General features: G+C 47.2%; 28 protein-coding genes and 1 tRNA gene. 23 read left to right on the forward strand and 6 right to left on the reverse strand.

The window, feature by feature from the left end; genetic code table 11:
* The first annotated feature begins 28 nt into the window (after positions 1–28).
* The 10 genes from ACQY2W_RS01460 to ACQY2W_RS01505 all read left to right on the forward strand — a co-directional run bounded on the left by ACQY2W_RS01460 (position 29) and on the right by ACQY2W_RS01505 (position 10094).
* Entirely contained in the window at positions 29–1072 is a 1044-nt protein-coding gene (locus tag ACQY2W_RS01460) for a hypothetical protein (RefSeq protein WP_428048805.1), read from the forward strand.
* A 65-nt stretch (positions 1073–1137) separates the two neighbouring features.
* Positions 1138–2109: an ABC transporter ATP-binding protein gene (locus ACQY2W_RS01465; RefSeq protein ID WP_428048806.1), complete on the forward strand. Its 972-nt coding sequence runs from the start codon at positions 1138–1140 to the stop codon at positions 2107–2109.
* Entirely contained in the window at positions 2091–3068 is a 978-nt protein-coding gene (locus tag ACQY2W_RS01470; RefSeq protein WP_428048807.1) for an ABC transporter ATP-binding protein, read from the forward strand. Before ACQY2W_RS01465 ends, ACQY2W_RS01470 begins: the two co-directional genes overlap by 19 nt.
* Complete coding sequence (locus ACQY2W_RS01475; protein WP_428048808.1) at positions 3065–4210, forward strand: M20/M25/M40 family metallo-hydrolase; 1146 nt, start codon at positions 3065–3067, stop codon at positions 4208–4210. The genes ACQY2W_RS01470 and ACQY2W_RS01475 overlap by 4 nt, the downstream gene beginning before the upstream one ends.
* 8 nt (positions 4211–4218) lie before the next feature.
* Complete coding sequence (locus ACQY2W_RS01480; protein ID WP_428048809.1) at positions 4219–5244, forward strand: ABC transporter permease; 1026 nt, start codon at positions 4219–4221, stop codon at positions 5242–5244.
* Between the two features lie 2 nt (positions 5245–5246).
* Positions 5247–6122 carry an ABC transporter permease gene (locus tag ACQY2W_RS01485; protein ID WP_428048810.1) on the forward strand — a complete coding sequence of 292 codons (876 nt, stop codon included), beginning with the start codon at positions 5247–5249 and terminating at the stop codon, positions 6120–6122.
* A gap of 49 nt (positions 6123–6171) precedes the next feature.
* Positions 6172–7800 (forward strand): class I adenylate-forming enzyme family protein, encoded by a 1629-nt coding sequence (locus ACQY2W_RS01490; RefSeq protein WP_428048811.1) that lies wholly within the window; start codon positions 6172–6174, stop codon positions 7798–7800.
* The gene (locus ACQY2W_RS01495) at positions 7793–9316 is read left to right on the forward strand and encodes an HD domain-containing protein (RefSeq protein ID WP_428048812.1); all 1524 of its coding nucleotides are present in this window, start codon (positions 7793–7795) and stop codon (positions 9314–9316) included. Before ACQY2W_RS01490 ends, ACQY2W_RS01495 begins: the two co-directional genes overlap by 8 nt.
* Before the next feature lie 58 nt (positions 9317–9374).
* Positions 9375–9445 (forward strand) — tRNA-Gly (locus ACQY2W_RS01500).
* A gap of 19 nt (positions 9446–9464) precedes the next feature.
* Positions 9465–10094 (forward strand): hypothetical protein, encoded by a 630-nt coding sequence (locus ACQY2W_RS01505; protein ID WP_428048813.1) that lies wholly within the window; start codon positions 9465–9467, stop codon positions 10092–10094.
* A gap of 72 nt (positions 10095–10166) precedes the next feature.
* On the opposite strand, the gene ACQY2W_RS01510 is transcribed toward ACQY2W_RS01505, so the two are convergent.
* Together ACQY2W_RS01510 and ACQY2W_RS01515 are read right to left on the reverse strand one after the other, a co-directional pair.
* Positions 10167–10640, reverse strand: coding sequence for a type IV pilin protein (locus tag ACQY2W_RS01510; RefSeq protein WP_428048814.1), 474 nt, complete (start codon positions 10638–10640; stop codon positions 10167–10169).
* A gap of 349 nt (positions 10641–10989) precedes the next feature.
* The gene (locus tag ACQY2W_RS01515; protein WP_428048815.1) at positions 10990–11598 is read right to left on the reverse strand and encodes a LexA family protein; all 609 of its coding nucleotides are present in this window, start codon (positions 11596–11598) and stop codon (positions 10990–10992) included.
* Positions 11599–11761: 163 nt separating this feature from the next.
* On the opposite strand from ACQY2W_RS01515, the gene ACQY2W_RS01520 reads away from it, so the two are divergent.
* From ACQY2W_RS01520 to ACQY2W_RS01530, 3 genes are all read left to right on the forward strand, one after another.
* The gene (locus ACQY2W_RS01520; protein ID WP_428048816.1) at positions 11762–12379 is read left to right on the forward strand and encodes a flavodoxin family protein; all 618 of its coding nucleotides are present in this window, start codon (positions 11762–11764) and stop codon (positions 12377–12379) included.
* A gap of 104 nt (positions 12380–12483) precedes the next feature.
* Positions 12484–13272: a lipopolysaccharide kinase InaA family protein gene (locus ACQY2W_RS01525; protein WP_428048817.1), complete on the forward strand. Its 789-nt coding sequence runs from the start codon at positions 12484–12486 to the stop codon at positions 13270–13272.
* Positions 13273–13586: 314 nt separating this feature from the next.
* The gene (locus tag ACQY2W_RS01530; RefSeq protein WP_428048818.1) at positions 13587–14141 is read left to right on the forward strand and encodes a type IV pilin protein; all 555 of its coding nucleotides are present in this window, start codon (positions 13587–13589) and stop codon (positions 14139–14141) included.
* A 35-nt stretch (positions 14142–14176) separates the two neighbouring features.
* Here ACQY2W_RS01530 and galE read toward each other — a convergent pair whose 3' ends face one another.
* Together galE and cdd are read right to left on the reverse strand one after the other, a co-directional pair.
* Complete coding sequence (galE, locus tag ACQY2W_RS01535) at positions 14177–15151, reverse strand: UDP-glucose 4-epimerase GalE (protein ID WP_428048819.1); 975 nt, start codon at positions 15149–15151, stop codon at positions 14177–14179.
* Positions 15152–15586, reverse strand: a complete 435-nt coding sequence (gene cdd / locus ACQY2W_RS01540; protein WP_428048820.1) for a cytidine deaminase — start codon at positions 15584–15586, stop codon at positions 15152–15154.
* Between the two features lie 22 nt (positions 15587–15608).
* Here cdd and ACQY2W_RS01545 point away from each other — a divergent pair, with 22 nt between their 5' ends.
* A complete protein-coding gene (locus ACQY2W_RS01545) occupies positions 15609–16208 on the forward strand; it encodes a GDSL-type esterase/lipase family protein (RefSeq protein ID WP_428048821.1) in 600 nt (199 codons plus the stop codon).
* A 3-nt stretch (positions 16209–16211) separates the two neighbouring features.
* Here ACQY2W_RS01545 and ACQY2W_RS01550 read toward each other — a convergent pair whose 3' ends face one another.
* Entirely contained in the window at positions 16212–16685 is a 474-nt protein-coding gene (locus ACQY2W_RS01550) for a type IV pilin protein (protein ID WP_428048822.1), read from the reverse strand.
* A gap of 461 nt (positions 16686–17146) precedes the next feature.
* Here ACQY2W_RS01550 and ACQY2W_RS01555 point away from each other — a divergent pair, with 461 nt between their 5' ends.
* From ACQY2W_RS01555 to ACQY2W_RS01570, 4 genes are all read left to right on the forward strand, one after another.
* A complete protein-coding gene (locus ACQY2W_RS01555) occupies positions 17147–17842 on the forward strand; it encodes a type IV pilin protein (protein ID WP_428048823.1) in 696 nt (231 codons plus the stop codon).
* A gap of 71 nt (positions 17843–17913) precedes the next feature.
* The gene (locus ACQY2W_RS01560) at positions 17914–19557 is read left to right on the forward strand and encodes an acyl-CoA dehydrogenase family protein (RefSeq protein WP_428048824.1); all 1644 of its coding nucleotides are present in this window, start codon (positions 17914–17916) and stop codon (positions 19555–19557) included.
* Between the two features lie 8 nt (positions 19558–19565).
* Positions 19566–20354 carry an electron transfer flavoprotein subunit beta/FixA family protein gene (locus ACQY2W_RS01565; protein WP_428048825.1) on the forward strand — a complete coding sequence of 263 codons (789 nt, stop codon included), beginning with the start codon at positions 19566–19568 and terminating at the stop codon, positions 20352–20354.
* A complete protein-coding gene (locus tag ACQY2W_RS01570; RefSeq protein WP_428048826.1) occupies positions 20351–21535 on the forward strand; it encodes an FAD-binding protein in 1185 nt (394 codons plus the stop codon). The genes ACQY2W_RS01565 and ACQY2W_RS01570 overlap by 4 nt, the downstream gene beginning before the upstream one ends.
* A 169-nt stretch (positions 21536–21704) precedes the next feature.
* Here ACQY2W_RS01570 and ACQY2W_RS01575 read toward each other — a convergent pair whose 3' ends face one another.
* A complete protein-coding gene (locus tag ACQY2W_RS01575) occupies positions 21705–22190 on the reverse strand; it encodes a type IV pilin protein (protein WP_428048827.1) in 486 nt (161 codons plus the stop codon).
* A gap of 395 nt (positions 22191–22585) precedes the next feature.
* On the opposite strand from ACQY2W_RS01575, the gene ACQY2W_RS01580 reads away from it, so the two are divergent.
* From ACQY2W_RS01580 to scpB, 5 genes are all read left to right on the forward strand, one after another.
* The gene (locus ACQY2W_RS01580) at positions 22586–23110 is read left to right on the forward strand and encodes a type IV pilin protein (protein ID WP_428048828.1); all 525 of its coding nucleotides are present in this window, start codon (positions 22586–22588) and stop codon (positions 23108–23110) included.
* Between the two features lie 126 nt (positions 23111–23236).
* Complete coding sequence (locus ACQY2W_RS01585; protein ID WP_428048829.1) at positions 23237–23869, forward strand: site-2 protease family protein; 633 nt, start codon at positions 23237–23239, stop codon at positions 23867–23869.
* Between the two features lie 10 nt (positions 23870–23879).
* Positions 23880–24935 (forward strand): tryptophan--tRNA ligase, encoded by a 1056-nt coding sequence (gene trpS, locus ACQY2W_RS01590; protein ID WP_428048830.1) that lies wholly within the window; start codon positions 23880–23882, stop codon positions 24933–24935.
* Entirely contained in the window at positions 24932–25717 is a 786-nt protein-coding gene (locus tag ACQY2W_RS01595) for a segregation and condensation protein A (protein ID WP_428048831.1), read from the forward strand. The genes trpS and ACQY2W_RS01595 overlap by 4 nt, the downstream gene beginning before the upstream one ends.
* Positions 25714–26673: an SMC-Scp complex subunit ScpB gene (gene scpB, locus ACQY2W_RS01600; protein ID WP_428048832.1), complete on the forward strand. Its 960-nt coding sequence runs from the start codon at positions 25714–25716 to the stop codon at positions 26671–26673. Before ACQY2W_RS01595 ends, scpB begins: the two co-directional genes overlap by 4 nt.

A 26673-nucleotide genomic window follows, 5' to 3' on the forward strand; every position in this document is an offset into this window, starting at 1 on the left:
TTTGTTGGTTTTTTTCTACAATACTAGTATGAAAAAGCATTTTATAGTAACTTTGATTATTTTGTTGGGTGTTTCTTTTGCAAACGCCCAAAAATTCCCTTTGTTAAAAAATCCGTTGCGCGCGTTTCATTTGCGCCGTCCTGCAAATGCTGAGCTGACAAACACCGTGCAACGGGCCGCCGTGCAAGTGCCGTTGCAACCGATGAGTACGACGGCGTTATTTCATCGTATGGGTAATATGGAATTTTGGCACGCGCCCGTTTCTTTACCCGCGCTTGAGCCAACGCCGCGTGTAGTGGCAAGCCCGGCCAAACGCTCGCGCGAGAGTTTGGAACTGGAGGCCACCGCTTACGATATGCCCTCTTATATCGCCGAAAAAATGTCCCGCGACGAATTACAAGAGTGGTTGGGCACGTATTTATCGTTTCGCAACATAACTAAGGGGATCGTTTCCCGCCGTGCGCAAGCGCAAAATTTGCCGGTTACTAATTTAACGCGTCGCGAAAATTTTGCTCTGTCTACGATGGAGCAACACAAAACCGCGCAGGAATGGGCCGAGAGTCAGCCGGACTACTTTGAAGAAAATTACGTAACCGACTATCAGTTTCGTTCACGCAGATACGGCGGTGGTTTAAAACCGTTTGTCATGCCGGATAATGCTCCGTGGCGCGATAAGCCGCTGCGTATTTTAGTTGTCAACGACGATCCTTGGATATATGAGCGAATGTACGACGGACTGGATGACCCAACCGTCACTCTCAAATATATTGCCGGGCCGGAAGAAGCCAAAGAATTTTTGGCAAAACGTTCAGACTTTGTAGACGTTATTTTGTTAGATTTGGCGCTGGCAGACATTTGGACCCGGTCTTTGTTAGAAGTGCCGATGTATGTGTATAATCATCACTTGAACATACCCGTTATTTCTAATTCTGCCGAAAGCACCAATAACAGTTGGCTGCTTTCCTATAATATCGTTGGGCAATATCCCCCGGTTACGTCTGATTTTGAAATGCCGGAACTGATCGCGTATTTAAAAAACATCGTACACACCGGCCGCGCCCGCCCGCAATAAAAAGTTTTGCTCACATAACAAAAACGCGTGTATAGTACCACGTTCAACTTGGTATAATAAAGTATATGCGCGAAGCTCCCGTTTTACAAGTAAAAGATTTGCAAGTTTCTTTTACGGTAGATAAAAAACCCGTGCCCGTGGTGCGCGGGCTTTCCTATTCGCTCCCCGCCGGGAAAGTGCTGGCCGTGGTGGGCGAGTCGGGCAGCGGCAAAACGGTGCATGCACTTTCTATCTTGCGGTTACTCCCGCCGGGAGCGCAAATCAGCGGTGGCGAAGTGTTGTACAAAGGAAAAGATGTAAGCGCGTGCACAGAAAAAGAGTTGCAACGGGTACGCGGGCAACAAATTTCTATGATTTTCCAAGACCCGGCCGCCAGTTTAAACCCCGTTTTAACTATCGGCGAACAACTGACCGAAACACTCCTTGCCCATAAAAAAATAACCAAATTACAAGCCCGTCAAGAGGCCGCGCAGTTACTGGAAAAAGTCGGCATTACAGACGCGCAAAAACGGTTAGACGAATATCCCTTTCAATTTTCCGGCGGTATGTGCCAACGCGTGATGATCGCTATGGCCTTAGCCCTTTCGCCCGATATTTTAATTGCGGACGAGCCGACCACGGCTTTGGATGTTACTATTCAAGCCCAAATCGTGCGCCTTATCAAACAACTGCAAGAGCAAGCGCGCATGTCGGTCATTTTTATTACGCATAATTTGGCCTTAGCCAGCCAAGTGGCGGATGAAATTTTAGTGTTGTACGGCGGGCTTTGCATGGAGCAAGCCCCGGCAGATGAATTGTTTGCTAAACCGTTACATCCCTATACGCAAGGGCTCCTTGCGTCGCTTGCGTCTGTCAACACGCGGCCCGAGCGTTTGCCGGCTATACCCGGTCAGCCGCCCGTAGCGGGGGAAAATTTTGCGGGGTGTCCGTTTGCGCCGCGTTGTCCGCACGTAACGGACAAATGCCGCCAATCTTTGCCGCCTTTGCGGGAAATCGGCGCGCGGAAAGTGCGTTGTTTTTGGGAGTCAACCAAATGAGTGCGTGCGTAGAAATTACCCATTTGTATAAAACCTATTACCGCCACAAATGGCTCTTTGGTAAAGGTTCGGCCGTGCCGGTACTTAAAGACGTTACGCTTTCGTTGCCGCAAAACCGTGTGCTTGGGCTAGTAGGCGAGTCGGGTTGCGGCAAAAGCACGCTGTGCAAAGTATTACTGGGGATAGAAAAACCCACCGCGGGAACGGTGCTTGTCAACGGACAAGATATCGCCGGTTTAGACCGGGCCGGGCGCAAAAAAATTTGCCGCCACATGCAAGTAGTGTATCAAGATCCGTACTCCAGTTTGGATCCGCGTATGACGGTGCGCCAACTGCTTAGCGAGCCGTTAGATATCCACGGGTTGCACCCGGATAAAAAACAGCGCGAACAATTTTTACAAGATTTGCTTACTTCAGTTGGGTTGGCTCCTTCGTATTTGGACCGCTACCCACACGAATTTTCCGGCGGACAACGCCAACGTATCAGCATCGCGCGCGCTTTGGCGTTGGACCCGCAAATTTTAATTGCCGATGAGCCCGTTTCCGCGTTGGACGTTTCTGTGCAGGCACAAATTTTAAATTTACTTAGCGATATTAAAAAAGCGCGCAAGTTGTCTATGCTTTTTGTGACGCACGATTTTGCCGTAGCGCGTTTTTTGTGTGATGATATTGCCGTGATGTATAAGGGGCGTATTGTGGAAATGGCCCCGGCGGATGAATTATTTGCTAAACCGTTGCACCCTTATACGCAAGCGTTACTGCGGGCCGTGCCGCAAGTAGGCCGTCCGTTGGCTAAACCGCTTGCCGAGCCGGGTGCCGACGTGCCCAACGGTTGCGCTTTTGCGCCGCGTTGTGAGCGTGCAAGCGAAAAATGCCGCCAAGCCGTGCCCCCCTTTCAAGCCGCCGCGCCGCAACACTTTTGCGCGTGTGTGCAATTTACAAAAGGAGACGTACAATGAATATAAACCAAAAACGTTTAGTAGATACCTTCTTGCAACTGGTGAAGATTGACAGCGAATCCGGCACCGAGAAAAAAATGCAAGAACACGCCGCCGCGGAACTTAAAAAACTCGGCTGCCGCGTAGTAGTAGATAACGCCGGGAAAAAATTTGATACCAATGCCAAAGGAAACGTCATGGGGTTCTTCCCGGGGACGGTGAAAAGTGCCCCGTTTGTGTTGGTGGCCCATTTAGATACGGTTAAACCCGGCCAAGGTATTAAACCCGTTGTCAAAAAAGACAGCATTGTTTCCGATGGGAAAACAATTTTAGGAGCGGACGATAAAGCCGGAGTAGCCATTATTTTAGAGGTGCTCCGCTCGCTCAAAGAAACAAAAATTCCGCACCCGCCCGTGGAAGTTATTTTTACGCTGTGTGAAGAGCGCGGTATGCACGGGTCTAAAAATTTAGACTACAAACAATTAAAAGGCCGCGAAGGGATGATTTTAGATAACGAAAACGGCGACGAACTTTTAATTCAAGGCCCGACGGTTAATGATGTGGTGGTAGAAATTACCGGAATTTCCGCCCACGCAGGGGCTTGCCCGGAAAAGGGTATTTCGGCGTTGGAAGTAGCGGCGTATGCTATTTCGCACATGAAGTTAGGGCGCATTGATAAAGAAACGGTCGCCAACTTCGGGGCCGTGCAAGGCGGCCAAGTGCCTAACGCCGTGATGGAAAAAATTTCCCTCATCGGCGAGGCGCGCAGTTTAAAAGCCGAAAAACTGGCCAAACAAACCGCACACATGAAAAAAGCGTTTGAGTTGGCTGTCAAAAAATACACCAAGAAAATTGACGGAAAAATTTGTAAACCGGTCGTAGATTTTAAAGCGACCTCGCGTTATCCCGCGGTGCAGATTTCCAAATCTCACCCCGTGGTAAAAGCGTTACTGGCGGCGGCTAAACGGCTCAACATGCCGCTCTATCCGCGTTCTTCCGGCGGCGGTTGTGATGCAAATGTGCTGTCCGGCAGAGGGTTTACCGTGCCTAATTTAAGCGTGGGTGTGTATAATTGCCACACCGTGCATGAAAAACTTATTTTAAAAGAGTTTTACGCGGCCGCGGAACTGACGTGGGCGGCTGTTACGTCTTATAGAAAGTAAGGAAGTTTATGGTTAGATACATTGTCCGCCGGCTTTTACTGTTGCCGCTTGTGGTACTGGGAGTGACATTTTTGTTATTCTTCCTGACCCAACGGCTCAGCCCCGAAATGCGCGCTTCTTTATACGTTAAAGATCCGCGCCAAATGGGTGCGTTAGAGGAAGTTATCCGGCAGTACGGCCTGCGTGACAATGTATTTAAGCAATACGGGCGGTGGCTTAGCCAAGTAGCTCACGGCGATTTGGGATATAGCCCCAGCGCGAATATGCCCGTAGCTAAAGCACTCAAAGAATATCTGCCCGCTACGGTGCAACTCGCATTGGTTACTATGATGCTGGTAGTGTTTTTCGGCGTGTGGTTTGGGGCGTTTTCTGCCGTACATAAAGATAAATGGCAAGACAGTTTAGCGCGCGTTATTAGTGTGGGCGGGTTTTCTCTTCCGATTTTTGTGCTCGGGCTTTTACTGCTGATGTTTTTTTACGGCAAACTCGGGTGGTTTGCGCCGGGGGGATATTCGTTTCAAACCGATATGATTATCCACGGCCCGAACTTCCATACCTACACCGGATTTTTACTCATTGATGCGTTACTAAACGGCAACGGGCGTGTGTTTATGGATGTGTTATCCCATTTAGTGTTGCCCGCCGTTACTTTGTGTATCGGTTCGTTTGCGCTTATGGTGCGCGTGATGCGCTCCAGTATGCTAGAGGAATTAAACAAAGATTACGTCCGTACCGCGCGCGCCAAAGGACTTAGCAAGGGACAAGTGATTTATAAACACGCCGGAAAAAACGCTATTATCCCCGTGATTACGTTAGCCAGTATCCAGTTTATCCGTCTTTTGGGCGGGACGGTAATTGTGGAAACGATTTTTGATTATCCCGGCATCGGACGCTTTGGCGTGCTCGCCGCGCAACAGTTAGATATTGCCGGTATTTTAGGGTTTTCGCTGATGGTAGCGGTGCTGTTTGTGTTGGGTAATTTACTTTCGGACATTTTATATACGGCGGTAGATCCGCGTATCCGGTTAGATTGATTATGCTAAAAAACCGTATCTTTAAACGCATTTATACCAATAAAACTTCGCTCGTGGGTTTTATTTTGGTGTCATTTTTCTTGTTGGTAGCGTTATTTGCTCCGGTGCTTGCTCCGGTACAAAACCCACATAACCCGTACCAAATGCCGCAGAAAAGTTATGCTATCGCCCCGCAGCCGCCGTCTGCGCAAAACTGGCTCGGCACCACCGAACAGCAATACGATTTGTATTACGGAGTCGTGTGGGGAACGCGGCTTGCGTTTGAGGTGGGTATTACCGTTACGTTTTTTGCCTTTTTAATCGGGCTTATCGTGGGAGCCGTGGCCGCGTATTTTGGCGGTAAAGTGGACGAAGTGTTAATGCGGCTGACCGATGTAGTGTTTGCCGTGCCGTCGCTTGTACTGGCTATGGTGATTGCCGCGATGTTGGGGCCGGACATTAAAAACATGATGATCGCGCTAACGGCGGTGGCATGGCCTTCTTACGCGCGGCTCATACGCGGGGATATTCTATCCGTCAAACGGCGTGACTATGTAACTGCCGCGCGCACGTTGGGAGCTAGCGGGCCGCGTATTTTGCTAAGGCACATTTTACCCAATTCCATTTATCCTTCCGTTGTAGTAGCCAGTTTGGATATCGGTTATGTGGTGCTGACGGCGGCGTCTTTATCTTTCTTGGGGCTTGGGGCTCAGCCGGGTACAGCCGATTGGGGGCAACTCATTGCCATGGCGCGCAACTGGGTGCTCGGCACGGCGCAAAACCCGCTGGCCTATTGGTACACGGTGGCGGTGCCGGGGGCGGCTATCTTCCTATTTGTACTCGGGTGGAATCTCTTGGGAGATGCGTTTAGAGATATTTTAGACCCCAGACAGGCCTGATTTTTATACAATATAGGTATAGTCCTAATTTTATAAGAGGTGCTTGATTATGATTCGTCGCAAAGATTTATATACTTCACTGGCCGATAGTGCTTTTCGTTTCCCGGACCGTGTTGCGTTGGTGGAAGCGGGCAGCGGCAAGAAAGTCTCTTACCATGAACTTTTAATGAAGGTGGACCGCGCCGCCGATATGTTTTTTGAACACGGCATTCGTAAGGGGGACCGCGTCGGTATCGTGCACCGCAACGCCATTGATACGGTAATAGCCAACTACGGGCTTTATAAATTAGGGGCTGTGAGTATCCCGATAAACTTCATGGTCACTAAACAAGAGGAAATCCAATTTATTTTAAATAACGCCGGAGCCAAGGCCGTCGTAACGCAGGCAGAATTTTTGCGCCATTACGTAAAAGCTGTACCGGATACGCCGACGGTCAACTATATCTTTACGACCGACGAAGTGCCCTCTTCCGCTGCCGGGTGCGACAAAGTACAACTGTTTTGGGAACAAATTGAAAAATCTACGTTCCACGATGAAACTGCTTCCCCGCAAGCAGGACTGGATGACTTGGCGTTTATTCTTTACACGTCCGGCACGACGGGCCTGCCCAAAGGAGCGATGATTTCACACGGTAATTTGGCCTCTAACGTCATTTCCTGTGCGCAAATTTTTAAGATTAACGATGATGATGTTTTCTTGTGTCTGCTCCCCATGTTCCACTCGTTTGCGTGGACGACGTGTGTGGTTATCCCGCTTTATTTAGGGTTAAAGGTGGTCATCGTCGCCAACGTCATGCCGGCCAGTAAATGGTTAGGCGCTATGGGATCGGAAAATGTAACCTTGATGTTGGCCGTGCCGCAAATTTACGCGGTACTTTCCAAAGAAGCCAAAGGTTTAAAACAACTTTATTTGCGTTTCTGGCCGTTTAAAAATATCCGGTTTTGCGTATCGGGTGCGGCTCCGCTTACGCAAGAAATCAAAGACCGCTTTGAACAAAAATTCAACGTGCCGATATTGGAAGGGTACGGGCTTACCGAAACGAGTCCGGTTGTCAGCGTCAATACCGAAGAATTACAAAAAATCAAATCGGTGGGCCCTGCTTTGCCGGCAGTCAGTACGCTTGTGTTGGACGAAAACGGCAACGAAGTGCCCCGCAACCACGAAGGCGAGCTTTGCGTCAAAGGACCTAACGTGTTCCGCGGATATTGGGGCAACGAAGCCGCCTCCAAAGATGCGTTTACACCGGACGGTTGGTTTAAAACGGGCGATATTGTAGAAATAGATGACGACGGTTTTATCTTTATTAAAGACCGCAAAAAAGACATGATTATTATTAAAGGGTTGAAAGTATTTTCTGCCCAGGTGGAAGCCATTATTTGCGAACATCCGGCGGTAGCTGAGTGCGCCATTATCGGCGTGCCGGACGGCCGCGGCGGTGAATTTATTAAACTCTACGCCGTTAAGCGCGAAGATGTGGAACTTAACGAAAAAGAATTTCGCATGTTCTTAAAAACGCATTTGGATAACTACAAACGTCCGCGCGATTTTGAGTTTGTAGAAAAATTACCGAAAAATGCGCTCCAAAAAGTTTTAAAACGCGAACTACGCAAAGATGCCGTAGCCAAGTTGGCCGCGCGCACGGCGGCCGCCCCTGCTGCGGAGGAAACCCTTGCCTAAGGATGCGCGGGCTGACCTAGCGCGCGTGCTTGCCGATACTGTTCCCCAGGCGTATTATGTGGGCGGGATTGTGCGTAGCAGTTTACTCAAGCGTGCGTCTTGCGATATTGATTTAACTTTACCGCCTGCCGACGTAAAACCGGCCGCTTTGGCACTCGCCAAAAAATTAAAAGCTGCCACGTTTGAAATGGACGCCGAGTACGGCGTATGGCGGCTCGTTACCCACAAAAATAAAATTCAAATTGATTTAACGGCCTATCAAGGCAACGATCTAAAGGCCGATTTGCTTAGGCGCGATTTTGCGTTTAATGCACTTGCTTATCCGGTTACTGCCTTGCCTCAAATTCAAATTACCCCACAGAAAAACGGAAATGCGCACATTTTGCTCAAACGCTTGCAACGAAAAAAAATAGTGGACTTTGCAGGTGGACTAACCGACGTAAAACATAAACTGATCCGTCACACCAACCCGCGTGTATTTGCGGAAGACCCGTTGCGGATGTTGCGCGCGTTTCGCTCGGCCGCAGAGCTGAAATTTACCATTGATCCTTCTACGTTAAAACTTATTAAAAAACACGCCGCGCTTATTACCCAACCCGCGGGCGAGCGTATCCACGAAGAACTGGCGCGTTTATTTAACACGTCTAAAGCGTATGAAAATTTAGTGCTTATGGATACGTGCGGGCTTTTAACGGCTCTGTTTCCGGAGTTAGCCCCGCAACGCGCGTGTGCCGAAGTATATTACGGTAAAGGCGGCGTACTCAAACATACGTTATTGGTATTTAAGCGTATGGAATATCTGCTAGACCACATCGCGCAAGCGTTCCCCAAGTATGCCAAAAAGTTGCAAATCTATTCGTTGCAAAAACCGCTTTTTAAAATGGCCGCGCTGTTGCATGATGTGGCTAAACCGTCCACGGCTAAAATGAAAGACGGACGTTTGCGCTTTTTTTACCACGAACAACAAGGCGCGCGTATGGCGCGTAAAATTTTAGAGCGTTTACATTACAGCCGCCCGGACATGCGCCTTATCTGTGCCATGATCGGCGAGCATTTGCGCCCGAGCAATCTGGCCAGTAACGATTTTATCACCGATAAGGGCGCGTATCACTTTTTCCGCGATTTGGGCGATGCGGCTATTGCGTTACTATTTTTATGTTGGGCCGATTACACCAGTTATGTTAGCGATGCGCAACTGCGCCGTATTTTGCCCCATAGCCAAGACCCGCTGATGAGTTTGGCCCAAGCGCAAAAGAGAGCCGCCGTCGGTAAAACCCTCAGACATTTGCAAGTGCTTTCTTTACTATTTAATAAATTTTTTGAGCACCCGCGCGTGGTGCGCCCTTCACGCGTGATTACCGGGCGCGATATTATGGATGCTTTGCATATTCCGTCCGGCCCGAAAATCGGCGAGCTGTTGGAAGCCGTAGCCGTTGCGCAAGTAGAGGGGAAAGTGCAAGATAAAAAAGAGGCACTGGCCTTTATCCGCACACTTGCAAAGGCGGAAAAGAAATAGTTGTGCGCGGATAAAAAACTTTGCTAAAATAAAGTAGCATTAAAAACGCTTACGTGATGCGGGCGTGGTTCAATGGTAGAATGGAAGCTTCCCAAGCTTTAGACGAGGGTTCGATTCCCTTCGCCCGCTTTTTTAACACGGGATAACTATGGAAAACGAAAATTTAGATTTAGATGCCAAACCTGCCGGAAATAAAGATCTTTGGCTTTTTCTCATTATTGTAGATATCGTTTTGTTATGCGTGTTTGGTTTCTTTTTGTACAAACACTTTTCGTCGTATTTGTTTGCCATTAGACCCGCTCCCGTACAAGAAACAACGGCTACTGCACAAGAGCCCGCGCAAGTAACCGTTTTGGAAGAAGTGGTAAGCGTGACAGAAGAACCTAAAGCCCAGCCCGCTCAGCCGGCCCAAGAAGTAAAACCGGCAGAAACGCTGGTGGCTGAAATTATCGCTGCGGAGGAAATCCCGGCGGAAAAACCGGTTGCTAAAACACAAACGCCGGACGAAAAAAAGGTAAGCGTAGTGGTAGTGAAAAACCCAAAAAGCAAATACCGCCGCGTGACGTTTAAATGGTTTGGCGAGGGTAAAAAAGTGCAAATTGTCAGCGGGTTTACCATGTCCAAACCGCAAAATTTGACGAAGAAAAACGGGCATTGGGAAACGACGCTTTCTATCTTGCCCGGCACGTATAAGTTCTTATATGTAATTGACGGCGAAAACCGCCAAGACCCGTATAGCCCGTCCAAGGACGGACGCTCCGTAGTAGTGATTGAATAGCTTTCCATAAAAACATCCTTGTTGTTTGGTAACAGGCCCTAATTTCTTAGGGCCTGTTTGTTTGAGAAGGGGTTATTCCGCGGGGGGAACATCATACCAAAAAGCATTGTTTAGACCGCGCGTATTTTGGGTTTCCATTTGGCAAATTTTACTTTGTATACTACCGTCTTCGTTAGTTCCACTTACCGGTAAGCAATGTGCTTTGTTTGGATATCGGGAAGAGAAAGGTAAATCTACTCCGTAGCGCATTTTAATACGGGAATCTTCGCAGGTAATGCAAAATTGTCCATTATGATATTGACAAGTGATATAGGAATGCGTTGGAATTTCTATATCTAAATCTCCAAATTGCCCAGTATACGAGCCATTAGCCAGGTAATACGCTTCTTCGGCTTGTCTAATGGCTTGTACCAGAATTTTCAAGTTCGTGTACCGGCTTTTATAGACGCTTTTCTGATATTGCGGCAGCGCCACCGCCGCTAAAATACCGATGATAAGCACGACGACTAATAGTTCAATCAAAGTAAATGCTTTATTTGTTTTCATATTGTTTGCTCCTTGTTATCTTTTTCCAACACTTTATTATTGTTTTTTTTTTTTGATTTGTCAACCCCCTTTTCGCTTTTCTGACGGCAGAAAAGCTCGCAAAAGACCGCCGCCCACGCTCATAAAAAGCAGTTAAAACAAGAAAATTTTTCAAACTCGCTTTGCTCAAACATGAAAAATTTTTACTTGTTTTAACGCTTTTGGGCGGCCCGCAGGGTCTCGCTATCGGGCGGATAAACAACAAAGGCAAATGTCCTTTTTTCGTACAAAAAACCGGGGCTATGTAAATAGCCCCGGTTGAGGTTACGACTAGTTGCCTTAGTGCGCTAAGGCAACATCTCAGGAAGATCTAGCACGAGAAATTGCGCTTAATAATACTTCGCACAATACCCTCTACGTGAAAAGATGTTTTGTCGGCCACGATCGGCGTGTAGTGCGGGTTTTCCGATTGCAAAATTATATTGGCCCCGTCTTTGGTAAAGCGTTTGACAAGCACTTCGCCGTTGTTGACGCACACCACCACGTCTTTATTTTTGGGTTGGTGGCTTTGTTCTACAATCAGCCAATCTTTGGGAGAAATTAAACTCTCCATAGAATCGCCCTTGGCCTCTACCATAAATCCTTTGCACGCCGGAAAATAAATCATACTGGGGTCCACCGGCACAATGCGCGTAGGGGTGCCGTCCAAAATCGTACCCGCCGGGCCGCATTTAGCCATACCGTACATTTTTAGATAAATCACATTTTTTTCCGGGTCTTTTAAAATCATATAGTCGCGCGGGTTGGCCGGGTTACGTTTTAGAAACCCTTTTTTCTCTAATTGCTTAATGTGATGAAAGACCACACTTTTGGCACTTACGTTTAGCTGTTCGGCCAGTTCTTCCATCGTCAGAGGATCGGCAATGTGCGACTTTAAAATTTCCAACAATTTTTCTTGTTTCGGATGCAAAGCTTTCATACGCGCTCCTGTATAACTTTTATTTTTGTTCTATAATTTGTTCTATAATTTTTTGCGCTAAAAGTAAAATAAATTTGGCAAAACACTTAAAAAATAATTGTTTTTTACTTGATTTTTTTGTTTTTTTCTTGCTACAATTTAGAAAATTTTAGGAGGTAATTTTATGAAAGTTATTATGTTAAACGGCAGCCCGCACACCAACGGTAATACTGCACTGGCCTTGCGTGAAATGGCGGAAGTGTTGGAGGCGGAAGACATCAAAACCGAGATTATTACCGTCGGTAACCAAAAGGTACACGGTTGCACTGCGTGTTATGCTTGCGCCAAGTTGGGTAAATGCGCGTTTGACGATATTGTCAATAAAATTGCTCCTAAATTCAGACGAGCCAGCGGCCTGGTAATTGGCAGCCCCGTGTATTACGCGGGGGCCAATGCTACCTTGTGTGCCGTGTTGGACCGCTTATTTTTCAGCACGTGTTTTGATAAAGCTATGAAAGTAGGGGCGAGTGTAGTTGTGGGACGGCGCGGGGGGCATACCTCGGTGTTTGACCAACTCAATAAATATTTTTTTATTAGCGGGATGCCGGTGGCTGCCGGCCAGTATTGGAACTGCGTATACGGACAAAAACCCGGTGAAGTATTGCAAGATGAAGAAGGAATGCAAAGCTTGCGTACGTTGGCGCACAATATGGCGTTTTTAATTAAATCTATCGGACTGGGTAAAGACGTATACGGTGTGCCGGAGCGCGAAGAGTTTATAGCGACGAACTTTATCCGGTAAAGAAACGTATTTTTCGGTTACTTTTGGCGGGGCCTTGCGCGTTGGGAGTAACCGAAATTTTGTATAATAAATAATCGGTTAACCTTATTGTCGGAACCTCTGTGATGAAACATACGATTTCTTATGAAGTGGTAGAGTCTGCTGCGTCGGTTCTTCCTAAAGATTTTTTGGCGCGTTTGCCGGAAATGTTTACGAGTGAAGGCAAAACTATTTATAAAGGCCGTAACGAGATTAAAACTTTTACGGTAGAGGGCCGCACGGTATGTGTAAAAAAATACAGTGTGCCTCCTTTCTTAAACCGTGTTTTATATTCGTTGGGTTTGCGCACACCAAAAGCAAAACGCACTTACGAAAACGCTGCCAAAATTTTGGCCCGCGGTTTCAAAACGCCTGCGCAATACGGTTATGTAATTGTCCGCCAAGACGGATTTATCCGGGAATCTTATTCTGCCGGGGAATTTGTGGACAATGCCCGCACGGTGGGGCAGGATAAACAAAACAAAGACCTTATCCGGGCGTTTGCGCATTATACGGCCGCCAAGCACGCCAAAGGGCTTATGCACCGCGACTACATTTTAAATAATATCTTATACACGCACGATGAAAAAGGATACGACTTTACGTTGATTGATGTGAACCGTTTTGTGTTTAAAAATAAACCGATACGCGGTTTTTTGCAAAGCGTGAATTTGATGCAACCATTTCACAACGAAGCGGAACTGAAACATTTTGTGAGGTTTTATGAACAGGCCGCGGCTATGCCGGGGAAATTGACCGCACGGGTGGCGCGTTTTCGCTGGTGGCGTAACCGTTACAGCCAACTCAAGCGGTTGTTGAAAAAGATACCGGGGGCGCGGTTTATTACACCTAAGCGGGCCAAACCGCGGACCTAGTTTTTAGTTGCTTTTGCAAACAGGCGCGAAACAAATTATTTGTTTCGCGCTTTTTGTCGGATCAGAATCCCCGGCAAGACCAATAAAAGTACCGTCAATGAAATTCCCTATTGTTGAAACTTCGCTCTAAAAACACACGGAGGTTTTAGGCCTTACGCCTGCCCCCGGCAAGGGGGCTTTCTGTATATATTTTTCTCTCGCTCGTCATCCCGACCCTGCGGGCGGCAAAAATGCGGGACAACGCGAGAGAAAAATAAAAACTTGACATCGTTTTTTTTTTGCTACATTTTATTTAATGAAACAAAGGAGGTTGTATGAAAAACAAACAAGCATTTACGCTGATTGAATTATTAGTGGTAGTTTTAATTGTTGGTATTTTGGCGGCGGTAGCGTTGCCGCAATATCAGCGCGCAGTAACAAAAAGCCGCCTGAGCACGCTTAAACATTTGGTAGCAAGTACCAACCAGGCGGCAGAGGCCTATTATATGTCCACCGGAGATTATCCGCGGACTTTTGATGAAATGGACATAGATTTTCCCACTCCTATCAGCACTAATTTAGAACCACAAGATAATAGTTGGGGGGCCGGAAGCGGGTACTTTCGGGCGCAATACACGTGGGGAAATTGTGCGCTTTTTTGGAGTCCCAATCACACTAACAATTTTACGGAGTGTACACATACCGGGGCGGGTATTGGGTATGCCAAACGGTTTGTTAATTCCAATACCGCCCGCGGTTTGAGGACTTGTTCGGCCCGTAATGAAACGGCTTTACAGGTGTGTTTGCAAGAAACGGGCAAAACGCGTAATGCGTGTAATCACTACACGTATACTACCCCCGAATCGTGGACCTGTGATTATTTAAAATAAAGTTTGTCTGTGGATCAGCACGGGTGCAAGAATAATTAGTATTTCCGGTGCTGTTCCCAATTCCACGCGGTTTGGATAATGCGTGTTAAATCGTATTGCGGTTTCCAATTTAGCACGCGCTCGGCTTTTGCGCTATCGGCCACCAATACGGCGGGGTCGCCCGCGCGGCGTGGGGCATACTCCACGGGAAAATCTATCCCGGTAATCTCTTTGGCTTTAGCGATTAGTTCCGCTACGCTGTGTCCGTTACCGCTGCCCAAATTAAACCGCTCGCTGACGTTATCTTTTTCCATTTTTTCCAAGGCCAAAATATGCGCGCGTGCCAAATCGTTGACGTGTACATAATCGCGTATGCACGTGCCGTCTGGCGTGGGATAATCGGTGCCGAACACTTTAATACTTTTGCGTTTGCCCAGGGCGGTTTGCAAAATCAGCGGGATCAAGTGGGTTTCCGGTTCGTATGATGAGCCAATCTCGCCCGAATCATCACAACCGCTTGCATTAAAATAACGAAGTGCGGTAGATTTTAATCCGTAAGCCGTGTCAAAATCGGCCAGTATTTTTTCTACCATGAGTTTGCTTTGTCCGTAAGGGTTAATGGGATTTTTGGGGTGGTTTTCGTCTATTTTTTTCTGCTCCGGCTCGCCGAAGATCGCCGCCGTGGACGAAAAAATAAAATAAGGCACTTTATTTTCTACCAGTGTTTCCAACAAACGCAATGTGCCGGCGGTATTATTGGCGTAATACTTGGCGGGGTTTTGTACGCTTTCGCCCACTTCAATATGGGCGGCAAAGTGCATAACGGCTTCAATGTGGTATTTCCGTAAAATTTCGCTGACGCGTGCTTGGTCTTGCATGTTGGCTTGTTCAAACGGATACGGAGCGACGGCCTCGCGGTGTCCTTTGGACAAGTTGTCCAGTATCACGGGGTTATATCCGCGCGCGGCTAACATACGCACGGTGTGCGAACCGATATATCCGGCTCCGCCGGTAACTAAAATGTTTTTCATTTATTTCTCCGTAAATTTGTCAAACGGAAACGGCATCAGCTCGCTGAATTTTTTACAGTAAGCGGTGCGGGTTTTTCCGTCTAAAACAGCAATGTAGATAGGCGTATCGGGGGCGAAAAATTCACTCATCACTTGGCGGCAAGCCCCGCAAGGGGAGTTAAATTTTTGGCCTTTTATTTTTTGGGTAATCAGGGCTAACGCTTTGAAACGGCGGTGTCCGGCTCCCACGGCGGCAAAGATAGCGTTGCGCTCGGCGCAGACGGTTAAACCGTAGGAAGAATTTTCTATATTAGTACCGGAAAAAATTTGGCCGTCGTCCGTTAATACGGCCGCGCCGACTTTAAATTTGGAATAAGGCGAATAAGAATTTTCCCGCGCCGCTTGGGCCGCGTCTAATAAAGTGTTTATTTGTGCGGTGGTTAATGTTTTTTTCATAATTTTATTTTATAATAAAAATATGAAAATGTGGATAATCGTTTTTGTAGTAGTATTGGGAATTTGGTATTTGGTGGGGAAAAAATCTACCATCAAAAATGCGGGACGCCCTGTGCAAAAAATAGTGGCGTTTGGCGATAGTTTAACGGCGGGTTACGGCGCGGGGGGAGTTGCCAAATCGTACCCGGCGGTACTGGCAAGATTAAGCGGAAAGCAGATTATCAATTTGGGTTTGTCGGGTGATACGGCAGTAAACGCGCCTACGCGCCTGCCGCAAGTGCTTGCGGAAAACCCGGACATGGTGCTTATTGAATTTGGCGCGAACGACCGCATCCGCAACCTCGGCCACGAGGGTGCGGCACGTGCGGTGGCACAAATTGTGGACGAAGTACAAGCGGCGGGAGCCATTGCCGTGATTGTAGATACGGGCGGCCCGCAAATGGGGCCGTACACGTCGGCCTACAAAAAAATTGCCAAAGAAAAACAAGCCGTTTTTGTACCCGGAATTATACGGGGCATCTTCAATAACCGCAAATTAAAGTCGGACCTGATCCACCCCAACGCGGCGGGGTACGAGATTGTTGCCCAGCGCGTGTATAAAGAAATAAAACCGTATTTGTAAAAATCAATATTGATAATATTTATACGTAGTTGTGCCGTGGGTTGTGTACCATGTTTTTCCTGTTTCCGCTTTGCATATTTCTTGGTGCAATTTGTTGTTTACCTCTGCTACGCACCAGTTACCGTTTCCCGAACTGCTGGCTTGATACCAGGGACTTTGAGTGGGCCAGCACTGTAATAATTCCCCACTACTTATATTACAATGTCCCCACGAATAGATGTAATTGCTCGCAGTAGCTGTTTTGCTGGGGGCGGGAAAATCAATAGATAAATCTTCAAAGGTATTTGCATATTCTCCGTTAGCCATATAATAAATTTGTTGCGCTTTCAAAAACGCATCCCCCAACAGGACGGCCTGTTTATACCGTGCGCGGATAACGGCTTTTTGGTATTGCGGTAATGCCACGGCGGCCAAAATGCCGATGATTAACACGACCACCAGTAATTCTATTAACGTAAATGCTTTTGTATTTTTCATATTTTTGCTCCTTAACTAAGGTGTCATCCCCGAGTTTGCCCGTCCGGCGAGGACTCGGGGATCTCCACCTTGTTGTTTTTGGCTGACACCTTATTATCGTTTTTTTTTTTGATTTGTCAACCCCCTTTTCACTTTTCCCTCGCCCCTTGCGGGAGAGGGTGGCCGAAGGCCGGGTGAGGGGTAATAAAAAGCGGGGTATAACAGAACAAGGAAAATAACTTTACTATTTACCCCTCATCGGTTTGTTCGGACGATGTCCGCCAAACCACTTCCCCCGCAGGGGGGGAAGTCAAACGACGTTATTTTATCGTCGATACCTCACAAAGCAACATAACAAAAACAGTGTGGCTCCAATTAAGTGCAAGTTGACTCCCAAAATGCCTGCCCCCGGCAAGGGGGCTTGACATCGTTTTTTTTTTTGATTTAATTTTGTTATACCCAAATGAAAAGGAGGAGTTTTTATGAAAAAGGAAAGATGTTATAAAAAAAAGTTGTCATCCCGTGAGGTCGTTACACGGGATCTTCGTATTTTTGTTTCTGATGGGATGGTTAACGAGCGAGAGAAAATCAGAAGATCCCGGATTACAAATTTCCGGGATGACAGGCCTTTATTTAATAATAACAAGGCATTTACACTAATAGAACTGCTTGTGGTTGTTCTCATCATTGGTATACTTGCCGCAGTGGCTGTGCCGCAATATCAAAAAGCGGTGGAAAGATCACGTAGCAGAGAGGCAATATCTTTATTACAATCGGTCTATCAAGCCGCGAAAACCTATGAACTCTCAAGTGGGGAGTGGCCCGATAGTTTTGATGAACTCGCCGTAGAAATCCCGTGGACGGGTACAGAAAAATGGAGTACGGCCGGTTACATAAAAGATACTCGTTCTAATGGTACTTGGTCCTTGCAAATTTACAAAGATCCTTCCGTTGCCTTATACAAATCTATCTATTTAGGCCGTATCAGCGGAAAATACGAAGGGACAGGGTTTAATATGAATTTAAACCGTGCTTGGGCGTGTGTGGAAAGAACTTCTACGGGAAAAGTGTTTACCGGAAACGCGGGTGATTATTGCGTGAAAATTCTACATTGTTCGGGTTCTCCCAGTACTACCGGTGACGGACGGTATTATTCCGCTCAATCTTGTTCGTTCTAAGTGCGATGCCTTTTTCCTGTCTCCCAAAAATAGTACAATATACTATATTCTTTTTTGGGAGATAGAACCAAATGGCAAAGAACGATTTGATTACCCGCAATTTAATGTTGGATAGTCTGAAACAATACGCAAAAAACCGCATATCCTTTAACCTCTTGCGTGAGCACGACGCAAAAAATGAAATTCCTTTAGACATCTTAAAAGAAATGTACGACCACGATATCTTGGGCGTGCATTTACTGCTCATCCCGGAAGAATACGGCGGGCTGGGCGGCCAAACTACCGAAATTTACCGCGTGTGCGAACAACTTGCCCGCATTGATTTGGGTATCGCTACCGGCGTATTTGCTACGTTTTTGGGGAGCGACCCGCTAAACGTCGGCGGCACACCTGAGCAAAAAGCCAAATGGTTTAAGAAAATTGCACAAGAAAATAAACTGGTCGCCTACGGCGCAACGGAAGCCGATGCCGGAAGTGACCTTGTTTCCTTGCGCACCCGCGCCGAGCACGTTGTGCAAAATGGGCAAGTAGTCGGCTACAAAATCACGGGCAGCAAAATGTGGATTTCCAACGGCGGCGTTGCCGATATTTACACCGTTCTCGCGCTTGCTCCCGGCGGACCGAGTTGGTTTATTGTAGAAAGAGGTACGCCCGGTTTTACGCAAGACGTGCACGAAGACAAACACGGGATCCGTTTGTCTAACACGGCGGGCCTGGCGTTTGATGAGGTATATGTTCCGGCGGAAAATTTAATCGGACTCAAAGAAGGCCAAGGTTTCTTGCAAGCGCAGGCCGTGTTTGGCTATACGCGCTTAATGGTGGCGGCGTTTGGGCTTGGCGGCGGCGAAGAAGCCGTAGAAACCGCCTTAGAATATGCCCAACAACGTATCCAAGCCGGTGGCCCTTTAGCGCAAAAACAAGGGTTTATGTTAAAACTCATCACGCCGCATTACGTCCGTTTTGAAGCGGCGCGCGCTTACATTGACTGGACGGCTAAACAATTAGAAGTCAATAATCACGGGTTGGCTACCGAAGGGGCGATTGCTAAACTTTACGCCACCGAATCGGGCAATAAAGCCGCCGAAGATGCTATTCAAGCCATGGGCGGTTTTGGCTATACCAAAGAATTTGCCGTAGAAAAAATTAAACGCGATGTCAAAATTACGTGTATCTATGAGGGTACAAGCGAAGTATTGGAAATGACGATTTTCCGCGGACGTTGGCAAGAACATTTAAAATCGCGCGGCCAATATTATCTAAACCAAGCCGCCGAGTTTGATGCCTTGCACGCCCAAAACCCCGATGTAGGGGCGGATAGTGTGGCACTTGGGTTTAGAGCATTGGCGCGCATTTTGGAAGATTGCCGCGCTAACAAACTCACCCGCCACCAATACGTTACGTTTATGCTCGGCGACCTTATCAGCGAAATGGAAGTGGCCGCTGTGTTTACGCGCCAATGCGCGAGTAAAATTATTACCGAAGGCAGCCGCTTTGACTTAAACTCGCTTTGCACCATGGCACGCGTCAATGCCCGCCAAAGTGCGTTTAAAACGGCCAGCGAGGGCTTGCGCCTGATTTTAGGTACGTGCCCGGCTATCAACACCGCTGAGCTGAGCCAAGCGGTCAACCTCGTCGGTATTGAGGACAAAATGCGCGGACTCATTGACGATATGGACACTGTGTCTGCCAAACTGCGTGAGATTTTCAAAAAATAGGATAAAGTATGCATATTATTGTTTGTATTAAACAAGTTCCCGATTCTACCCAAGTAAAAGTAGATCCGAAAACCGGTACGCTCATCCGTGCGGGCGTGCCCAGCATTTTAAACCCGTACGACCATTATGCGTTGGAAAAAGCATTAGCCATTAAAGCTAAAACGGGGGCTAAAATAACCGTTTTATCCATGGGCCCGCAACAAGCCACGGCTGTTTTGCGTTTGGCTTTGGCACTCGGGGCCGACGAAGGCGTATTGCTTTCCGCGCGTGCGTTTGCCGGATCGGACACGTGGGCCACGGCGTACGCGCTAGCGATGGCGGTTAAAAAAATCGGATCATTTGATTTAGTGCTTTGCGGTCAAATGGCCATTGACGGTGATACGGCACAAACCGGCCCCGAAATGGCGTATCATTTAAACATCCCGCAAATTACGTTTTGCGAAGGCATTGACGCAAACGGAAACACCGTTGTCGTCAAAAAACTTATAGAAGGCGGCCACCAAATTTTACAAGCCGATTTGCCCGTGCTCGTTACGATGACGATGCCGGCTGATTATGCGCCCAAATATCCGTCTTTCTTGGCGGCACATAAAGCACAAGATAAAGTCATCCGTACGTGGACGGATGCGGACATCGGCGCGGACCCGCATAAGTTGGGGCTGGAAGGTTCGCCCACGCGGGTGGACCGTATTTTCCCGCCGCCGTCGCGCGTTAAAGGCGAAATCTTTTCCGGCTCGGCGGTGGAACTGGCCAATAAATTTGTAGAAATTTTGAAAAAGGAGCGTGTTGTCAAATGATTCAGATTTCCCAAAATTGTGTCGGGTGCGGTAAGTGCACCACCGTCTGTCCGTTTGGGGCACTCTCTTTAGTAAACCGCAAAGCGGTAGCCTCTAATGCGTGCACCATGTGCGGCGCGTGCGTAAGCCAATGCCCGGTGGGTGCGTTATCTTTGCCCGCCAGCACAGCGGCTAAAAAAGATTTATCTTCTTATAAAGGCGTGTGGGTGTTTGTGGAAATCGGTACCGACGGAAAAACCCAACATGTGCGTTCGGTAGGATGTGAGTTATTGTCCAAGGGGCGCGAACTGGCGAGCCAAGTAGGCGAAGAATTATGCGCGGTCGTTATCGGCAGTAATGTTTCGCCGTTCTTTGCGGAAATTTCCCAATACGGCGCGGATAAAATTTATGTGGTAGATTCGCCCGCGTATGCACAATATAATACGGCGGCGTACGCTAACGCTTTGGGCACGCTTATTAAAAAATATAACCCCAGCGTGGTGCTTTTCCCGTCCACCTTTATCGGGCGTGATTTGTCCCCGCGGTTGGCGGCGGAACTTTTTGTGGGGCTGACGGCCGATTGCACGGGGCTAGCTATCAAAGACGGAAATTTAATTCAAACGCGTCCTGCTTTCGGCGGTAACATTATGGCCGATATTAAATGCCCGGACTACCGCCCGCAAATGGCTACCGTGCGTCCCAATGTGTTTAAAAAAGTAGTGTCCGCGCCCGGTAAAATGGCGCAAGTGGTTGCGGAAATGATGCCCTTACCCGCCGAGGCCGCCAAAGTGCGTGTGGTCAGCACGCAGTTTGACCCGCCCGCAAGCGGTGTAAAATTAGACGAGGCCGAAGTGGTTATTGCCGGCGGCCGCGGTATGAAAAACAAGGCCGGGTTTGATTTACTTGAAAATTTAGCCGGGAAACTGGGCGGCACCGTAGGTGCCAGCCGCGCGGCGATTGATTTGGGCCTTAAAGAAAAAGATAAACAAATCGGACAAAGCGGTGTTACAATTGCGGCTAAATTCTATGTAGCGTGTGGAATTTCCGGCGCGGTACAACACGTAGTCGGTATTGAACACAGCGACGTCATTGTGGGTATTAACAAAGACGCCAATGCCCCGATATTTAATGTGTGTAAGTATGGGTTGGTGGGCGATGCGACGCAGATACTGCCCAAAGTATTGGAACAGTTGAAGAAATAATAACGGCTGTTCGTAACTTTTGTTTTGCGCACGAATAACCCCTAGGACGTCATCCTGAACTCATTTCAGGATCTCGTTGTGTCCTAGGGGTTATTTGTTACTTTTTGGGGCAAACAATTTGTCCCATTTGAGCAATTTTTGGTCTCGTGGCCTTGATGTAACTAATTCGTTATTTGTAAGCCCAATCTGTTTCCGCACTGGCTTGGGCAAAGGGGACGGTTGCTCCGGTCTCTTGCTTGCAAATCTGGCTTTGTAAAGCGTTGGCATCCCCAACACCTGTTACACATAAACGTCGGCCTTTCGGCGTATGATAGATCCGGTACCCCATTTTGATTTGATAATTGTAACAGTTAATATACTCGGTAGCCATTGTGCAGACGTTGTTTTTGTTAAAAACACGTTGTTGAGCGTTTGCAGTGTTTGTTGTTCCCGGAGTGTCAATAGCCAGTTCTTCCCAAGTGCAATTGTATGAGTTATTTGCTAAATAATATATTTCCCGTGCTTGTGCAATGCTTTGGGTTAAAGGTTTTAATGCGGCGTATCGGCTTTTCATAACCGCTTTTTGATACTGCGGCAGAGCCACGGCGGCTAAAATGCCGATGATGAGAACGACAACTAATAATTCAATAAGCGTAAATGCTTGGTTGTTTTTCATATTGTTTGCTCCTTTGTTTTTTGCGTCCCTTTATTATCGTTTTTTTTTTTGATTTGTCAACCCCCGTCCGCTTTTCCGATGCCAGCTCTTGTAGGTCGGACGTAAGTCCGACAATATATTACTTTGTTGAAAACGTCGGATTTACATCCGACCTACAAACTCTTTGTTGTTCCTGTTGTTTTCCCGCCCGATAGCGAGCTGTTAAAAAGCGTTAAAACGAGTAAAAAATTTATATGTTTGAGCGTAGCGAGTTTATAAATTTTTCTCGTTTTAACTGCTTTTTACTAGCGTGGGCGGCGGTCTTTTGCTAGCTTTTCTGCCGTCAGAAAAGCGAAGAAAGCTTGACATCGTTTTTTTTTTTGCTATATTTTATTTAATGATAAAAAGGAGGTTGTATGAAAAACAAACAAGCATTTACGCTTATTGAATTATTAGTTGTCGTTCTCATCATCGGCATACTTGCCGCGGTGGCTGTGCCGCAATATAAATTGGCCGTCGCTAAAGCACGCATGACGCAACTAATTACCATGACAAATGCGGTTGCTCAAGCTGAAGAAAGATATTATTTAGCCAACGGGGTATATACGAGAAATTGGGACGAACTAGATATTGATTTTGAAGGGCATCGCGCACAAGCAACGTACTGGACTATGAATCATCCGTCGGGATGGAAATTAGAAATACAATTAAACGGGATAAACGGAGGTAATCCTAATTCAATACGGGCAACAGATTCCCGCTTGCCCGGTTTGCAGCTGTTGTTGGTCGGTTTTCAGCACAACGAACAAGACGCCCGGTGGAAAGGCGGCAAAAAAGCTTGTTACGCAAATGATGAGTTGGGGCATAATTTGTGTAAACAGGTTACCCATAAAACGGCCCCCGATCCTAACTTTGGCAATAACAACGTTTATTGGTTTTAAAAATTTGTATGCTTTTGATAATTTGATAAATTTAGTAGCATATTATGACGCTATAACCTTTTTGTATTAAATTTATCCCTTGCTTACTGTGCATAAAGCGGTATAAATTAGTAGAATATACCATATATGGAGTTCGTGTTTTTTATACCGATTTTGTTTTTCTCTATCATCTTGCACGAGTTTGCCCACGGCTACGTCGCCTACCGCTTGGGCGATACTACCGCGTATTATTCCGGGCGGCTTACGTTAAACCCTATTCCACACATTGATCCCGTCGGTACAGTCGGTGTGCCGTTGTTGTGTTATTTTACCGGGATGCCGATGTTCGGTTGGGCTAAACCTGTGCCGATTAACCCCTTGCGGTTGCCCTCGCCACGTAAAGATATGGGCAAAGTGGCGTTGGCCGGGCCGGCGATCAATTTGGTACTGGCTGTTATTTTTGCTATTATGCTTAAAATTGTTATTTTGTTGCAGGGTGTTTTATCGGCAAACACCGTGCAAAGCATGTTTGTGTTTTTGCAATACGGCATTTTAGTAAATGTAATGCTCGCCGTATTTAATTTAATGCCCATTACGCCGCTTGACGGCGGGCGCATTGTTACGGCGTTGTTGCCCGTCAATACCGCACTCGCTTACGACCGGTTTTTCAGCCGTTACGGGATGTGGATTGTGATTGGACTTATTCTAACGGGCGTGATTCGGTTTTTAATCGTACCGCCGGCCACGCTGGTGCTGACGCTGATTAGTCAAATTTTATAGAGGACTTTTTATGACAGATCAAAAAATTGTACTTTCCGGTATGCGCCCCACGGGCAAACTCCATTTGGGCAACTTCCACGGGGCCCTTAAAAATTGGGTATCACTGCAAGATAAATACAACTGCTTTTTCTTCGTGGCAGATTTGCACTCTTTAACAACTGCTTATGAGCAAACCGAAAATTTAGCCGCCAATAGTGAAGCTATGCTTATTGACTGGCTGACCGCCGGGCTAGATCCGAAAAAATGCACGATTTTTATTCAATCGGACGTGCCCGAAGTAAGTGAACTAAATACCTTGCTTGGCATGATTACGCCGTTAGGGTGGTTACTGAGAAACCCGACATATAAAGAACAACTCCAAGAACTTTTTAAACAAAAATACGCCGGACAATTAGACGAAAAATCACTCGGCGAGAAACTGGCCTCTATCGCCGGCGACGAAGAAATTTCCTGTTTTGGCTTTTTGGGCTATCCCGTGCTAATGGCAACGGATATTCTTATCCAACAGGCGTCTTTTGTACCCGTCGGGCAAGACCAGACCGCCCATTTGGAAATCGCGCGCGACTTAATGCGCCGCTTTGAGCAAATCTACGGCGAACAAGTTTTTACCGAGCCGCGGCCTTTATATACAAACGTAGCGCGTGTGCCGGGTATTGACGGGCGGAAAATGTCTAAATCATATAACAATGCTATTTCGCTGGGGGAAGATTTAGACAGCGTGCGCAAAAAAGTAATGACGATGTTTACCGATCCCAACAAGAAAAAAGCCAACGACCCTGCCAACCCCGACGGTTGCGTAGTGTATGCGTTCCACAAGATTTACAACCCCAACTGTGCCAAACGTTGTGAAGAGTGCAAGGCGGGGGCTTTAGGTTGTGTGGCGTGCAAAAAGGAACTCTTTGCACTCATGGAGCCGGAACTGACGGCGTTTGCCGCGCGGCGTAAAGAATTTGAACAGGATAAAGCGCAACTGGCGCAAATCGTGTCTGAAGGTAAAGAGAAAGCGCGCGCTAACGCGGCGGCCACTTTAACCAAAGTTAAAAAAGTAATGCGGGTGATTAAATGATAAATGCTCCGGCGGCAATTAACGTACATATTAACGTCTTTGAAGGCCCGATGGACCTTCTCTTGCACCTTATCAAAAAAGACAATTTAGATGTGTGCGATATCAACATTGCCGAAATTACCAAACAGTACTTAGATTACTTAAATGTAATGAAAGAACTGAATTTGGAAGTGGCGGGCGAGTTTTTGGTGATGGCCAGTACGCTGATGCAAATTAAGGCCAAAACTTTATTGCCCAGCCAAGCCCCTACGTCGGAAAATGAGGGGCCGGACCCGGCTAAAGAGTTAATTGCCAAACTGGTAGAATATCAAAAATACAAAGAGGCCAGCACCTATTTAAACCAAAAGTTAGAAGAAAATAAAGATAAATTTTATCGCTCGGCACCTATTTTTGACAGCGGGGAAAAAGTCATCAACGTGCAGATGTTTGATTTGCTTGCCGCCGTTAAGCGTGCATTTGAGCGGTTGGATGAACGCAAACGCATTGAACTGTTAAAAATTGAAGAATTTCCTATTGAAGTAAAAATGCAAAAAGTAGTGGATATGCTTAAAAACCGCACGTGGGTGCTTTTGGACGATATTTTTGTGGGCGAAACCAAAAAGCGTGGTATTATCACCTGCTTTATGGCGTTGTTGGAGCTCATTAAAATTAAGAAATTACTTGCCCGGCAAGATGAACAGGAAGGGCAAATCCGTATCTATTTAAACCCTGAAAATAAAGACAAAGATTTTAAAACCCTTATGCACGGTAACGACGAGACCGTCAAATCGGAGAATGTATGAGCCAAGAAGAACAAAATGTAATGCCGCAAGAAAATTTGGAAGCGCAAGCCGAGTCTTCTTCGCAGGAGATGCAAGCCCCCGCGCAAGAAAATGAACAGGAATTATTGCAAACCGACGATTTGAAGAAAATTGTGGAAACCTTGCTTTTTATTACCGACCGTCCGGTCAAACCCGGCCGCTTGGCCGACGTCATTGACGGCACAAACGTCAAACAAATTCGCGAAGTGATTACCGCGTTGCAAGATGAATATGCCGCCCAAGGCCGCGCGATGCAGATTGTGGAAATCGGCGGTGGGTTTCAAATGTCTACCAAGCCCGAATATGGTCGTTGGGTACGCAAACTTTATAACGAAAAAATGACGACCAAACTTTCCAACGCCGCCTTGGAAACGTTAGCCATTATCGCTTACAAACAGCCCATTACCCGCGCCGAAATGGAAGCCATCCGCGGCGTAGATGTGGCCGGGCCGCTTGAGCGTTTGTTGGAGCGTTCGCTCGTGCGTGTGGTGGGTAAAAAAGACACGGTGGGCCGCCCCATGGTTTACGGTACGACCGACGAATTTTTACGGATGTTCGGGCTCAATAAACTGGCCGAACTGCCCGATTTACAAGTGTTTGCCGCTAAAAACGTGCACGAAAAACAAGAAGATTTGCCGTTTGGCGAACCGCTACCGCCGATCGCCGAGCCGGCGATTATCCCGCTGGAAGAATTAGACCCCGAGGAACGCTTGCAAGCATTAGGCACGGAAGTGGACCCGTTCTTCAAGCGTAACAGTTACAACCGCGGAGATTTTTTTGTAGATAATACACCCGCGCCGCAGGAGGGTGATTTGCCGTTAGAAACGGCACCTGCCGCGCCGCAGCCGCAAGCGTCGTCCGAGTCGGGCGAAACGTCCGCGGCTGAAGTAGAAGTTTCGTCACAAACCGAAGCACAACAACCGCAGGAGGAAAAATAA

Origin of the sequence: Candidatus Avelusimicrobium caledoniensis (assembly GCF_902756455.1) — a bacterium.
Classification (GTDB): domain Bacteria; phylum Elusimicrobiota; class Elusimicrobia; order Elusimicrobiales; family Elusimicrobiaceae; genus Avelusimicrobium; species Avelusimicrobium caledoniense.